The organism is Paenisporosarcina sp. OV554, from assembly GCF_003058165.1.
Taxonomy (GTDB): domain Bacteria; phylum Bacillota; class Bacilli; order Bacillales_A; family Planococcaceae; genus Paenisporosarcina.
On the sequence record NZ_QBUC01000014.1, the window covers coordinates 56,679 to 71,096 of the forward strand.

Here is a 14,418-nt window from a genome sequence, read left to right on the forward strand (position 1 = left end):
GTTAGGCAAAACCTTTGCGTTTCATCCATCCAGCACCGGAGTCCAGCTAGAATGACACTTGTACTTTCTTAATACACTGAAGTATTTTCTTTTGTCATGTTTTCTAAGATTTCTTTCACACGTGCTAAGAAGCGGCCACATACAAGACCGTCTAATACGCGGTGATCTAGTGATAAACATAAATTAACCATACTGCGAGCAGCAATCATGCCACCATCCATAATAACTGGACGTTTAACGATCGATTCAACTTGTAAAATCGCCGCTTGTGGATAATTGATAATACCCATTGATTGAATTGAACCAAATGATCCAGTGTTATTAACTGTGAAAGTACCACCTTGCATTTCGTCAGATTTCAATTTACCTGCACGTACTTTGCCTGCAAGCTCATTTATTTCACGACCGATGCCTTTGATCGTTTTCTCATCAGCACTTTTGATAACTGGAACATATAATGCATCTTCAGTCGCAACAGCGATTGAAATATTAATGTCTTTTTTTATCACGATTTTATCGCCAGCCCACATTGAGTTCATCATTGGGAATTCTTTTAAAGCTTGAGAGACAGCTTTAACGAAGAATGCGAAATAAGTCACATTGAAGCCTTCTTTTTTCTTGAATTCATTTTTGATGCTATCACGATATTGAACAAGATTTGTTACATCTACTTCAATCATCGTCCATGCATGTGGTGCTTCATGTTTACTACGTAACATGTTAGCCGCAATAGCTTTACGAATTCCTGTAACCGGAATTTCAGTATCTCCAACAGCTAATGGTACATTTACAGGAGCAGCAGCTGGTTTAGCTGAAGCCATTGTTTGAGCTGGTGCAGCTTCCGCTTTAGGAGCCACTTGTTCAGCTTTAGCAGTTGGGATATTACCACTTTCGATAAGGGCAAGTAAATCCTTACGAGTAATACGTCCTTCATTCCCAGAACCTTCGACAAGTGTTAAATCAATATCGTTTTCTTGTGCTATTTTCAGCACTGAAGGTGAATAGCGAGCTTTTGACCCTTTTTCACGTTCAACTGGAGCAGGAGCTGCAGCCTTTTTCGATTCAGCAGTAGGCATTTCTGCCGCTGTTACTTTTTCGACAGGAGTATCTTGAGATGTCGATTTTTCAGAAGAAGCGTCGCCTTCAGTTTCGATGGTACATACAACCTCACCAACTGCTAAAGTTTCGCCTTCTTTAGCTATAAGTTCTTTAATAACACCAGTAAATGATGAAGGGACTTCAGCCGTCACTTTATCTGTATTTACTTCCGCAAGCGAATCGTATTTGTTAACTTTATCACCCGGTTGAACTAACCATTTTTCGATTGTTCCTTCTGTTACCGATTCACCGAGTTGAGGCATTGTAATTTCTTTGATTGCCAAGTGTAACTCCTCCTTTCAGGTTAAAATTCAGCTAATTCTCGCATAGCTTTTTCGACTTTATCTGGGTTAATCATAAAGAATTTTTCCATTGTCGGTGCATAAGGCATTGCTGGAATATCTGGTCCTGCTAAGCGCTTAATTGGCGCATCTAAATCAAACAAGCAGTTTTCAGCAATAATCGCTGCAACTTCACCCATGATGCTACCTTCCATATTATCTTCAGTAACCAGAAGAACTTTACCTGTTTTTGAAGCTGCTTCTATAATTGCTTCTTTATCTAACGGATAAATTGTGCGCAAATCTAAGATATGAGCAGAAATTCCATCTTGCTCTAATCGTTCAGCAGCTTGAAGTGCAAAGTGAACCGCAAGACCATAAGTGATGACAGTAAGATCTTCACCTTCACGCTTAACATCAGCTTTACCGATTTCAATTGTGTAATCATCTTCTGGTACTTCACCTTTGATCAAACGATATGCACGTTTGTGTTCAAAGAACATTACAGGATCATCATCACGGATTGCAGCTTTTAATAAGCCTTTTGCATCGTAAGGTGTTGAAGGAATCACGATTTTTAATCCCGGTTGGTTAGCAAAAATTGCTTCCACAGATTGTGAATGATAAAGTGCTCCATGAATTCCTCCACCAAAAGGTGCACGGAAAACGATTGGACAAGACCAGTCATTATTTGACCGGTAACGAATACGTGAAGCTTCAGAAATGATTTGGTTCACTGCTGGCATGATGAAATCAGCAAATTGCATTTCTGCAATCGGGCGCATTCCATACATTGCTGCACCAATTCCGACACCAGCAATTGCAGATTCTGCTAACGGAGTGTCCATTACGCGGTCTCCACCAAATTGATCGTATAGTCCTTGAGTAGCTTTGAATACGCCACCTTTATGACCTACGTCTTCACCAAGGATAAAGACGTTTTCATCACGTTCCATCTCTTCTTTCATTGCAAGTGTAATCGCGTCAATATAAGACATAACTGCCATTATGCGTTCCCCCCGTCTTTTTCAGCATAGACGTATTTCAAAGCATCTTCAGGTGCAGCATATGGAGCATTTTCTGCATAATCTGTTGCTTCGTTAACTTCTTTCATAATCCGGTCATTCAAATCTTTTTCAATTTCTTCAGTTAAAATGTTCAATTCTGTTAGATAAGCAGCGAACTTGCCGATTGGATCAGCAGCTTGCCCCTCTGCAAGATCCTCTTTAGTACGATATTGGCGTTGGTCATCATCAGATGAGTGAGCCGTCAATCGGTGCGATACCGCTTCGATTAAGCTTGGGCCTTCTCCATTACGAGCACGGTCAGCAGCTTCTTTAACCACTTTATAAACTTCTAAAGGATCTGTTCCATCGACTGTGAAACCAGGCATACCGTAGCCAATTGCACGGTCAGATACGTTTTTAGCAGCTACCTGTCTATCGTAAGGTACAGAAATCGCATACTTATTGTTTTCCACCAAAGTAATACATGGTAATTTATGAACACCTGCAAAGTTTAATCCTTCATGGAAGTCACCTTGGTTAGATGAACCTTCACCTAGCGTCACGAAAGTAATGAAATCTTTTTGTTTAATTTTTCCCGCAAGTGCCACTCCAACTGCGTGTGGAAGTTGTGTTGTTACTGGAGAAGAACCTGTCAATATACGATTTTTCTTTTGCCCAAAGTGACCAGGCATTTGACGTCCACCTGAGTTTGGATCTTCCGCTTTTGCAAAAGCAGAAAGCATCAAATCACGAACTGTCATACCGAAGTGTAAAACTACACCCATATCACGGTAATAAGGTGCGATATAATCTTTCGTGTTATCAAGTGCGAAAGCCGCACCTACTTGTGTTGCTTCCTGGCCTTGACATGAAATAACGAAAGGAATTTTCCCTGCACGGTTCAATAACCACATACGCTCATCCACTCGACGTGCCATAAGCATAGTTTCAAAAATTTTAAGTACGTCATCGTTAGACAACCCTAGTTCTTCATGACGATTTTTTGCCATCTGAACATCCCCCTTTTAATCTGTGATTGTTACATATGAATTGCTTTGCCTTCAACAGCCAAAGCCGCTTCACCCATCACTTCAGAAAGTGTTGGATGTGGGTGTATTGTGTTTGCAATTTCCCAAGGCGTTGCATCAAGTACCATAGCTAGACCTGCTTCAGAAATCATATCTGTTACATGAGGTCCAATCATGTGTACACCAAGAATATCATTTGTATTTTTATCAGCGATGATTTTCACAAAGCCGTCTGATTCGCCATAAACAAGGGCTTTTCCGATTGCTTTAAATGAGAATTTACCCACTTTCACATCGAAACCTTGATCTTTAGCTTGTTGTTGCGTAATCCCAACACTTGCCGCTTCTGGATTAGAATAAATACAACGAGATACTAGGTTGTAATCAATCGCATGTGTCTTTTGACCTGCAATATGTTCAACCGCTGTAATCCCTTCATGAGAAGCAACATGAGCAAGTTGTAAGCCTCCAATGACATCCCCAATTGCGTAAATGTGAGATTCTTTCGTTTGGAACGTGTCTTTTACTTGGACAAATCCTTTATCAACCAAGATATCCGTATTTTCAATCCCAATATTTTCTACGTTCGCTTGACGACCCACCGAAACCAACATCTTTTCAGCTGTAAACGTTTTTGTTTCACCTTTTAACTCTGCAGAAATTGTTACCGACCCATCAGAAGTTTCTAATGTCTCAGATAGCACTTTTGCACTTGTCGCAAAAGTAATCCCTTTTTTCGACAATAGTTTTTGCATTTCTTTTGAAACATCTGCATCTTCCGTTGGAATAATACGATCTGCATATTCAATTACAGTTACTTCTACACCAAAATCATTTAACATAGAAGCCCATTCAATCCCAATAACACCACCACCAACGATTAGGATGGATTTTGGCAACTCTGTCATAAGAAGTGCTTCATCAGAAGTCATGACCTGAGTTCCATCGATTGTTAAGCCTGGAAGTGAACGAGGACGTGAACCTGTCGCAATAATTACGTTTTTCGGAATAAGCATTTCATTTTCTTCACCATTGTTCATCTCAACAGAAACTGTTCCACCTGGAGATGGAGAGAAGATTGACGGTCCTAACATTCTGCCAGTACCTTCAAAAACATCGATTTTCCCTTTCTTCATCAAGCCTTGAACGCCTTGATGAAGCTGTGAAACGATGCTTTCTTTACGTGCTTGTACACGTGAGAAATCTAATGTTACTTCTCCAGTGTTAACACCAAAGTCTGCAGCATGATTTTTTGTTGTTGCATATACTTCAGCACTGCGAAGTAAAGCTTTACTTGGGATACAACCTTTATGTAAACAAGTTCCACCTAAGTTTCCTTTTTCAACGATTGCTGTTTTTAGTCCTAACTGAGCCGCACGGATTGCAGCTACATATCCGCCAGTCCCGCCTCCAAGAATAACGATATCGTAATTTTGAGCCATAACTTTCGGCCTCCTTTTATTTTAGGTTCGGGTACACTTTTGCTTGTTCTTCACCATTTAGCACGCGGATGGCACCTTCTGATAAAGCTTGTAATTCATTTTCACCTGGTTGCACAACAACATCAGCAATCCAGTTAATGCGTTTTGAAATCGACTCAACAAAGTCTTTTCCGTAAGCTAATCCACCTGTTAATATGATGGCATCAATTTTACCCTCTAACACAGTACTTGCCGAACCAATTTCTCGTGCAACTTGATAAGCCATAGCATCATAAACAAGTTCAGCTTCTTTGTCGCCTTTTGCTATGCGTTTTTCTACAGCCACGGCATCGTTCGTGCCAAGGTAACTGACAAGTCCACCTTGCCCTACTAATTTTTTCATGATTTCATGTCGATAGTATTCGCCAGAGAAACAAAGATCAATTAAGTCACCGGCAGGAACTGTCCCTGCTCGTTCTGGACTAAATGGTCCATCTCCGTGTAACCCATTGTTAACTTCGATCACTCGGCCATTTTGATGGACGCCAACTGTAATACCGCCACCCATATGAGTAACTATCAGTCGCATGTCTTCATAGTTTTTGCCGCACTTTTTAGCATATCGTCGTGCAACAGCTTTTTGATTTAATGCATGAAAAATTGATTTTCGTTCAATTAACGAAAATCCTGAAATGCGTGCAATCGGAGCCAACTCATCAACGACCACTGGATCGACAATGTAAGAAGGTATATTCAAACCTGTTGCAATTTCAAATGCTAAAATCCCACCTAAGTTAGACGCGTGTTGACCAGAGTATCCTTTTTTTAAATCTACTAACATTGCGTCATTTACCGCATAAGTTCCGCCTTCAATTGGACGAAGGAGTCCACCTCTACCACACACAGCAGACAACTTCGAAATGTTTATTCCTTCTTCATCCAATGCTTCTAAAATCGTTTGCTTACGAAATTCGTACTGATCAATGATAGAAGAATACTTTCCAATCTCTTCAGAAGAGTGTCGGATTGTTTTCTCCATCAATAAAAAATCGTTTTCAAAAACACCAATTTTTGTAGATGTGGAACCTGGGTTGATGACAAGAATGCGATATGTATGTTCTTGCACAATGATTCCTCCCAAAAATTTCAAAATTTTAAAATAACAAAATATTAGCTCATCCGATTGCTTTAGAATCTCAGTTTCAAAATGTTTCAGATGAGTTCCTTCAACAACCGGATCCAGCTAATACAATACACTATTTTCTAAATTAACGTCCGCTTAAAATATGTTTGCCGTTTTGTAAGAATTGGCTACGTGATTTACCAACACGAGCGATTCGTTCTTCAGCCAAACGGTCAGCTGCTAAATATGTCGGAATTCCTTGAGTGCGTGAAATTTCCATTACTTTAGCAATGTTGTCATAAACTGTTTCTACACGTTTCATTGCACGTTCACGGTTGTAACCATATAACTCATCCGCAACGTTGATTACTCCACCAGCGTTAATTACATAGTCAGGTGCATAAACGATACCAAGTTCATGTAATTGATCACCGTGAGTCGTTTCTCTTAATTGGTTATTTGCAGCGCCAGCGATAACTTTTGCTTTTAATTGTGGAATCGTATGGTCATTAATAATTGCACCAAGAGCACATGGAGCGAAAATATCAACTTCTTGTGAATAGATTTCATCTGTATTAACTGCAGTAGCACCGAACTCTTCAACCACGCGGTCAACAGCTGCTTTATTAATATCAGTAACAATTAGAATTGCGCCTTCTTCATGTAAATGACGGCATAAGTTATAAGCTACGTTACCTACACCTTGAACTGCAATACGTTTGCCTTCAAGTGAATCACTACCGAATGCTTCCATTGCTGCAGCTTTCATACCACGGTATACGCCGTATGCTGTAACTGGAGATGGGTTACCTGATGAACCAAATGCAGGTGAAATACCTGTCACGTAGTTTGTTTCTTCATGAATTAAATCCATATCTGCTACTGTAGTACCCACGTCTTCAGCAGTAATGTAACGACCGTTTAAACCTTGAATGAAGCGACCGAAAGCACGGAACATTTCTTCATTTTTGTCTTTTAGAGGATCGCCGATAATAACTGCTTTACCACCACCAAGGTTTAAACCAGCAGCTGCATTTTTGTATGTCATTCCTTTTGCTAAACGAAGTGCGTCTTCAATTGCATCTTCTTCTGAAGCGTAAGTCCACATACGTGTACCGCCTAGAGCTGGTCCTAATGTTGTATCGTGAATCGCTATAATTGCTTTCAATCCTGAAGTTTTATCTTGGCAAAATACCAATTGTTCGTAATCATAAGTCTCCATATATTTAAAAATTTCCATAATAAATTCCTCCTAGGTTTTGGTTGTACTTTCAGTTACTAGACGAACAAATTGCTAATGCTAATGAGTTTAATTTACTCTCTGCACTATCTGATCGTGAAGTTAAGACAATGGGCGCTTTCGCTCCTACTATAACCGCTCCTACTTTTGCTCTCGCAAAGTAAACAAGTGATTTATATAAAATATTGCCTGCTTCAATATTCGGTACAAGCAAAATATCAGCTTGTCCTGCATGTTGACCTGTTAAACCTTTATGATGGGCAGCCTCAACCGAAATAGCATTATCAAGCGCGACTGGTCCATCAACCACGCAGCCTTTTATTTGTCCTCTTATATTCATCGCTACTAGAGCAGCAGCGTCAAGAGTAGGTTGCATCGATGGGTTTACGGTTTCAACCGCTGCGAGTGGAGCTACAATTGGATTTTTAACACCAACTGAATGTGCTACCATTACAGCATTTTGGATTATTTGTGCTTTTTGTGCTAAATCTGGTGCAATATTCATTGCAGCATCTGTGACAAAAATCAAACGTTCAAAACCATTGATTTCAAATGCAGCAACATGGGAAAGTACGCTTCCTGTTCGAAGTCCGAAATCCGGATTCAACACAGCTTTTAAAATTAAAGCAGTAGGAATATGTCCTTTCATTAAAACGTTTGCTTCATTTAAATGAACAGACTTTACGGCTGCTATTGCCGCTTGTTGATCATCTTTAACATGTTGTGTGAAGATTTTAGGATGATTCAATAGGTGCGGAAAATGTTGAGTCATCATTTCTTTTAACTTTTGTTCCTTATCGTACAAACGAAAGCTTGCCATATCATGTTCAATTGCCATGCTAATAGCGTCCAGTACTTCCAAATCTGCCGCAGATGCTACTGCTACGACATTATCGTCTGAAGCTGAAGCTTGTTTAATTAAATCAGTTAATTTCATTTGTATTCACCCCAACATTCATTATTTAAGCATAAAGTGTGCCAATATTACAATCGTGAAAACGCTTTATTTGTCAACTTTTCAACCTTTTTGGTATGCAAATTGTTGCAAAGCATGCAAAATGTTGCATGCAATGTCAAACAAGGTCATATTTTTCTAATTTATAATAGAGTGTACGAAGAGAAATTCCAAGTTGCTTGGCAGTTTTTGATTTGTTACCTTTTGTCATCTTGAGAGTTGAAGAAAGAATTTCTTTTTCCATTCGATCCATTTGTTCTACAAGTGGTAAAACCTCATGCGTTGGTAAACTTAATTCCTTCTCTTGTTGATTCATCATCGAGATAGGTAAATGATGATCATCTAACACCGATTCTGTCGGCTTCATAAAAATCATGCCCCGGCTTATGATATTTTCTAGCTCCCTTACATTTCCTGGCCACGAATACACACCAAGTCGTTGCAAGGCAACAGCTGATATCCCTTCAACATTCCGTCCATACTCTTGGTTAAGTTTTACCAGAAGTCGTTCTGCTATAGCCGGGATGTCTTGTTTGTGATTACGTAAAGGAGGAATCTGAATCGGCATTCGGTTTAATCGATAATATAAGTCTTCTCTGAACTTACCTTCAAGCATTGCTTTTTCCATATGAATATTTGTAGCAGCAATTACTCGTACATCAATTGTGATAGATTTTGTTCCGCCTACTCGAACAATTTCACTTTCTTGTAAAACTCGCAACAACTTCGCTTGCGTATTACTTGAAAGTTCTCCGATTTCATCTAAAAAGATACTTCCATGATTCGCGTCTTCAAATAAACCTCTTTTACCACCGCGTTTCGCACCAGTAAATGCACCTTCTTCATAACCAAACAATTCACTCTCCAGTAAATGTTCAGCGATAGCTGCACAGTTAACACGAATAAATTTATTGTACTTTCGATCGCTAGAACTATGAATTGCATGTGCAAAAAGTTCTTTTCCTGTACCTGACTCACCACGCAAGAGCACTGTAACAGGAGTGTTTGCAGCTAATTTTGCCTGTTCAATCGAAATTCTCATTTCATGTGAATCACCGATGATGTCGTCAAATGTGTATTTTGACTCCAACGTTCGAATGATGCTTCTGGCCCGATCTAACTCTTTCATTAAAGAGCGAATTTCAGTCATATCGTGAATAACACCAACACTGCCTTTTAAGCGATTATTAACAATTATTGGTGCAACATTGACAATTACTTCTCTCTTCAAAGGACCAACTCGCATATTTACCCCACGAATAGGTTTACGCATCTGCAGTACTTTCAAGTGAATACTTTCACCTTCACTAATATCAGTTGTTGCTGGTTTTCCAATGATATCATCAGTCTCGAGACCCGTAATTCTAGTATAAGCCGGATTTATTAATAAGCCTTTTCCTTCTTCATCTACAACTGAAATAGCGTCGTCACTTGACTGTATAATTGCTTGGAGCATTGTTTGGATTTCTTTTAAGTTGGTGATTTCTCCAGCTAAATTAACGACTTCCGAAATATCTTTAAAAACAGAAAATGCACCAATACGATTTTCTTTTTCATCAATAATCGGAAACCTCGAAGTAACAATTTTTAAACCGTTACTTAAAGATAACTCTCGATTTAATTCTGTTCGACCCGTTTTAAAAATCCGAGGCAATTCACTTGAAGGAATGACTTCATAAATATGTTTCCCTATCGCTTGAGTGACCGGAATATCCGTCATTCGCTCTGCGCTTTTATTGAAAAAATTCACATTCCCATTGGCATCAATGCTAATCATGCCTTCTTCTATTGAATTGAAAATTAATTGTTGCTTATGTGATTCTTCTCGAATCATTTGTATAAATTGATCTTTTTCCCTCAGTAAACCTATGAGCATGCTTGCAACTGCTCCGGGAATAAGCACTGTACCTTTAGGTCTTTCTCGAAGGAGTTCCTCAAAGACCGCTGGCTCACCAGTCAGATCAAAAATCATATGTAAGTCATTTGTTAAATAAGGTCTCCACTCTGTGCTAGTGGCAATATTATGTTGTTTTGCGATTTGAATCGCTTGTGCTGTTTCATCAATATCAACAACGCGTTGCACATGGAATAATTCCGCTGACATCAATAATTTAAGAATCGCAGTTCCGCCGACCCCACCACCAATTATTAACACATTTTGCAAAGACATTCAAACACCTCGCTAACTTCGTGCAATCTATTGCAAAATCTATCTCTATCATACCTTATCTCGATCTTCTTGACAATGAATGGGGAGATAGTAAAATGAGAAGAGATTTAATTATGCTTTAAAATAAAAGTTGGCACAAAACCTTATCAAAGGTTTTTAGGAGATGAAAAAATTGGCACGAATGTTAGCATTTCTTGTATTACTGATTCCCGGCTTGATGGCTGCTGGTGGAATCAAACTCATACGTGACACCATCTTTGGCAAACTCATTGGGCCAATACCTTTTTTAGGGCTACAATTTATATTAGGTATTGTGATGTTAGTAATTGGGTTAGGATTTTTCGCTGGTTTCTTATTACACCGTGACCGAAAAAACGGCAAGGTTCAACCCAGATTCGCAAACAAAAAGGAATCCTGAATTTACTTTCAGGGTTCCTTTTTTCTACAATGGCTCTGTTAAACTATACTTTCGTTTATCGTACATTTGCGCTTGCCGCACTTTTCGCAGGAGCCAACAAGCATGAAAACCACATACTTGTGGGTCTCATGTTTCACGTTCTTGCGGCATTCTAGACACAATTATACTCTGTCTTTTGTTCTTCAATATCAACAGCATTCTTCAACATAGCCTATACATGTAAACGTATTGGTTCGAAAACTTTCCCTCTTTATTCTGAACAAATCTGACCCTAACTTAATTGTTTTATTAACACTTTGTCAGGATAATCCGTAATCCAACCTAAAACCACTGGATGTGGCTTAGCTAAATATTTTTCGCTTCCATCAATTCCGTAAAACCGCAAAGGCATATTCGATTGAAAAGCTAAATCTAATTTCTTTTGAGCATAATGTCTTTTATGCATATGTAGTGCATCCGCGGCTTTCAATCGACCAAGTTCTTCCCAGTTCGTTTTTCTTGTACCAATATAAGCTGTATGCAGCATGGGGTTACACTGTTTAATTCGCTCAAGTACCTCATAATGAAATGATGAAAAATGAATGTTTAAATGTGAATATGTTCTTTTAAATAACAAATTAACTTGTTCCGGTGCGTCAATAAATGTTTCTTTTAATTCCACATTAAGGGCTAATCCATTGTTTGTAGCAAAGGTTAATACATCATCAAATGTTAATACAGAATTCCCATTAATTAATCTTAAGATAGAAGTCCCTAACTTTAATTTACTAACTTCCTCGAAGGTCATCGTCGATACATTTCTACGAATCCTCGCTAACCGCCAAAAATCCAAGTCATGTGTAACGATTGGCACTAAATCTTTTGTTAATTGTAAATCTATCTCCAAACCATCTGCTCCTAGTTCAATCGCTTTCCTAAAAGCAGCGGAAGAATTTTCAAGTGCATATGCAGAAGCCCCACGATGTGCATATATCGGAACTCTTATCATTTTTTTCAACACCTTGTCTATATGTATAGTTTTCTTTACCCTCTCCTCCCTATTATATGCATAGTTCTGTCTTTTACTGGGTAAAAAACAAGGTTGAGATTTATCATCAGCTCATATTAGGAATTACCCTTACTGTTCTCTAAGAGAGATTATCATCTTTTATTGCCGAATTCTGAAGTTCTTTAATAATAAATTACTCAAAAATACCACTTCGAAGTAGAGTAACGTCAATAGGACTATTGATCTTGGAATCCTTATACATCGAATGCCATGTGTCAAATAAGACTTTCTCACAGAACATCTATATTGGTCTCCAAATCAAAAAAACATCAGAGTCAACTTCCTGGCAGTATGCAATAATTCTAGAAAGTTCAGCAAATAGACTTTTACTAATAGCACTTTCAATTTCTTTAATGGAGAGATTCAAGTACAGTTAACCTCATGACCTCACCCTTTTCGACAAAATAAAAAGACCAATGAATTTTAATCTTCATTGGTCATTCTAATAAAAGTTTATTGGTTTAGAAATCAAATTTTAGTTTAAATTCTAAGAAATTGGTTGGTCTACATTTCTCTGTAAACCCAGTCATATCAATGATTAACTCGCCATGTTTTCCAAGCGAATTTTATCAGCAATCATTGCAATGAATTCTGAATTTGTCGGTTTGCTCTTCAAGTGATGAACGGTATAGCCGAAAGTTTTCGAGATGGACTCATAATTCCCACGGTTCCAAGCGACTTCAATTGCATGACGAATGGCACGTTCCACTCGTGAGGAAGTCGTGTTGAATTTAACACCGATTTCAGGATATAAGACTTTTGTAATGGATCCCAATAATTCAATATCATCATATACCATGTGAATTGCTTCGCGTAAATATGCGTACCCTTTAATATGTGCAGGGACACCGATTTCTTTAATGACTGCGGTAATTGTTGTATCAATCATTTTTTGATTCACTTTTTCTTGTGGTTGGCTTTGTAAAATACTTGTACGTTGAGTGGTTTCTTGCTTGTGACCAGCAACTTGAAGAATCTGATTAACTAGGCGATCAAATTCAAATGGTTTTAACATAAAGTATGAAGCACCTAATTCAACTGCTTGTTTCATAACATCTTCTTGACCAAAAGCAGTTAACATAATGACTTGAACTTTAGATAACTTTTCGTTTGCTTGCATCATTTCGAGTACTGCTAGACCATCCAAGTGAGGCATAATTATATCTAATAATAAAACATCTGGCAATTCGTTCTCCATCATACTTAAAATAACTTTTCCATTTGGAGCTGTTGTAATGACTTCAATTTGAGGATGGCTTGATAAGTATGACTCCAGTGTTTTTACCAATTCTTTATTATCATCAGCAATTGCTACTTTTATTTTTTCCATTTCTAATTCCTCCTCAAGTATATCTGCGAACATGGATGTTTGTTTTTATTGGACATTCTTCCAATTTCACACTGTAAAGTTAATTCGACATTTTGATTGTAAACCCTTTATTCATTTTTAAAAAGGGTAAATAGTTAGAAGATTTAGATGATTTTCGACGAATGTCAAGTTTTTCTATATTTTTGTCGAATAATCGTTACATTAATAATAACAAATAATCAAAAAAAAACCACACTTTTTCAAGTGTGGTCAGAAATATTCATTATGGCTGTTTTTTTATCATTTCCTGAATAGGGATGGCTGCTCCTTTAACCGGATTATCCACCACCATATGTGTAATTGCTCCCGCAAATTTCCCATTTTGTAAAATAGGACTTCCGCTCATACCTTGTAAAATACCGCCTGTCTTTTCAATCAATACTTTATCCGTCACAATAAATTGAAAAGTCTTTTTATCGACTTTTATTATTTCTATTTGATACGGTTGCACGTCATTGCCTTCAATTGCTGTATATATTTCAGCTTTACCTTTTTTGATGTGATCGGTTTTTAATGTTGGAATTGCTTGACCTTTTTGTAAATCAGGATCAATCAACTCACCAAATACGCCATAAACTGTATTTTCTTGAACACTTCCCGCCTGCACATGTATCGATGATTGTTTGGCTATTTTATAACCTGGTTTTCCGGGAGTGCTTTTGTGAATACGTGCAATATCAGACAAAAAGATTGTGCCACCTAAAAATGGTGGTGCCTGTTCAATTTGTTGGTCCACTATTTGATGTCCTAAAGCTCCATACTCATTTGTAGTAGGATTTACATATGTGATTGTTCCAATTCCCTCGGTATGGTCCCGTAAAAACGGTAGCATACTTTCTAGTTGATTTGCCGATACTAATACAGCTTGTCTTTTACTTTCACGTAAAAATTCGACGGAAACTTTCTTGTCATTGTTTTCTTTACTTGTTTTTTTCCAATCCTCAATTGACTCAATTGATTTTTTATTCAGTGATATTATTTGATCACCATTTTTAAACCACCATTTCTCATCAATCATCACATCATGAACAAATGTTGGATTTTCAAGTTTTAACTGCACACCAATCGATTGACCAAGTGGGATTAAATTATCACCACTTTTCGCTGCTAAAGAGCTCGTTGGAAAGACAATCAATAATCCCAAAAGAATGGTAATAAACCGTTTATTAGCAACACATCGCATACTTCACCTCCATTTATCAGGATATCTTTAATATGTGTTTTATATGGTTTGTTATGAAAGGTAAAATTTCGAAAAAA

At 38.0% G+C, this 14,418-nt stretch carries 12 protein-coding genes; 1 reads left to right on the forward strand and 11 read right to left on the reverse strand.

Features of this window, described 5'->3' with window-relative positions:
* Positions 1 to 68 precede the first annotated feature (68 nt).
* The 8 genes from C8K15_RS12830 to C8K15_RS12865 form a co-directional block, all read right to left on the reverse strand.
* Positions 69 to 1,382, reverse strand: a complete 1,314-nt coding sequence (locus C8K15_RS12830; protein WP_108586799.1) for a dihydrolipoamide acetyltransferase family protein — start codon at positions 1,380 to 1,382, stop codon at positions 69 to 71.
* A 20-nt stretch (positions 1,383 to 1,402) separates the two neighbouring features.
* On the reverse strand, positions 1,403 to 2,386 hold the full coding sequence (locus tag C8K15_RS12835; protein WP_108586800.1) for an alpha-ketoacid dehydrogenase subunit beta: 984 nt from the start codon (positions 2,384 to 2,386) through the stop codon (positions 1,403 to 1,405).
* Entirely contained in the window at positions 2,386 to 3,396 is a 1,011-nt protein-coding gene (locus C8K15_RS12840) for a thiamine pyrophosphate-dependent dehydrogenase E1 component subunit alpha (RefSeq protein ID WP_108586801.1), read from the reverse strand. Before C8K15_RS12840 ends, C8K15_RS12835 begins: the two co-directional genes overlap by 1 nt.
* A 29-nt stretch (positions 3,397 to 3,425) precedes the next feature.
* A complete protein-coding gene (gene lpdA, locus C8K15_RS12845) occupies positions 3,426 to 4,856 on the reverse strand; it encodes a dihydrolipoyl dehydrogenase (RefSeq protein WP_108586802.1) in 1,431 nt (476 codons plus the stop codon).
* Between the two features lie 16 nt (positions 4,857 to 4,872).
* Positions 4,873 to 5,961, reverse strand: a complete 1,089-nt coding sequence (gene buk, locus C8K15_RS12850; RefSeq protein WP_199224113.1) for a butyrate kinase — start codon at positions 5,959 to 5,961, stop codon at positions 4,873 to 4,875.
* A gap of 142 nt (positions 5,962 to 6,103) precedes the next feature.
* Positions 6,104 to 7,198, reverse strand: a complete 1,095-nt coding sequence (bcd, locus tag C8K15_RS12855) for a branched-chain amino acid dehydrogenase (protein WP_108586803.1) — start codon at positions 7,196 to 7,198, stop codon at positions 6,104 to 6,106.
* A gap of 31 nt (positions 7,199 to 7,229) precedes the next feature.
* Entirely contained in the window at positions 7,230 to 8,135 is a 906-nt protein-coding gene (gene yqiS, locus C8K15_RS12860; protein WP_108586804.1) for a phosphate butyryltransferase, read from the reverse strand.
* Positions 8,136 to 8,271: 136 nt separating this feature from the next.
* Positions 8,272 to 10,323, reverse strand: coding sequence for a sigma-54 interaction domain-containing protein (locus tag C8K15_RS12865; RefSeq protein WP_233260482.1), 2,052 nt, complete (start codon positions 10,321 to 10,323; stop codon positions 8,272 to 8,274).
* 172 nt (positions 10,324 to 10,495) lie between these two features.
* On the opposite strand from C8K15_RS12865, the gene C8K15_RS12870 reads away from it, so the two are divergent.
* Complete coding sequence (locus C8K15_RS12870) at positions 10,496 to 10,741, forward strand: DUF2627 domain-containing protein (RefSeq protein ID WP_108586805.1); 246 nt, start codon at positions 10,496 to 10,498, stop codon at positions 10,739 to 10,741.
* Between the two features lie 271 nt (positions 10,742 to 11,012).
* Here C8K15_RS12870 and C8K15_RS12875 read toward each other — a convergent pair whose 3' ends face one another.
* The 3 genes from C8K15_RS12875 to C8K15_RS12885 all read right to left on the reverse strand — a co-directional run bounded on the left by C8K15_RS12875 (position 11,013) and on the right by C8K15_RS12885 (position 14,341).
* Positions 11,013 to 11,729, reverse strand: coding sequence for a glycerophosphodiester phosphodiesterase (locus C8K15_RS12875; RefSeq protein ID WP_108586806.1), 717 nt, complete (start codon positions 11,727 to 11,729; stop codon positions 11,013 to 11,015).
* 598 nt (positions 11,730 to 12,327) lie between these two features.
* On the reverse strand, positions 12,328 to 13,119 hold the full coding sequence (gene spo0A, locus C8K15_RS12880) for a sporulation transcription factor Spo0A (RefSeq protein ID WP_108586807.1): 792 nt from the start codon (positions 13,117 to 13,119) through the stop codon (positions 12,328 to 12,330).
* 262 nt (positions 13,120 to 13,381) lie between these two features.
* A complete protein-coding gene (locus C8K15_RS12885) occupies positions 13,382 to 14,341 on the reverse strand; it encodes a SpoIVB peptidase S55 domain-containing protein (RefSeq protein ID WP_108586808.1) in 960 nt (319 codons plus the stop codon).
* Positions 14,342 to 14,418: the final 77 nt, after the last annotated feature.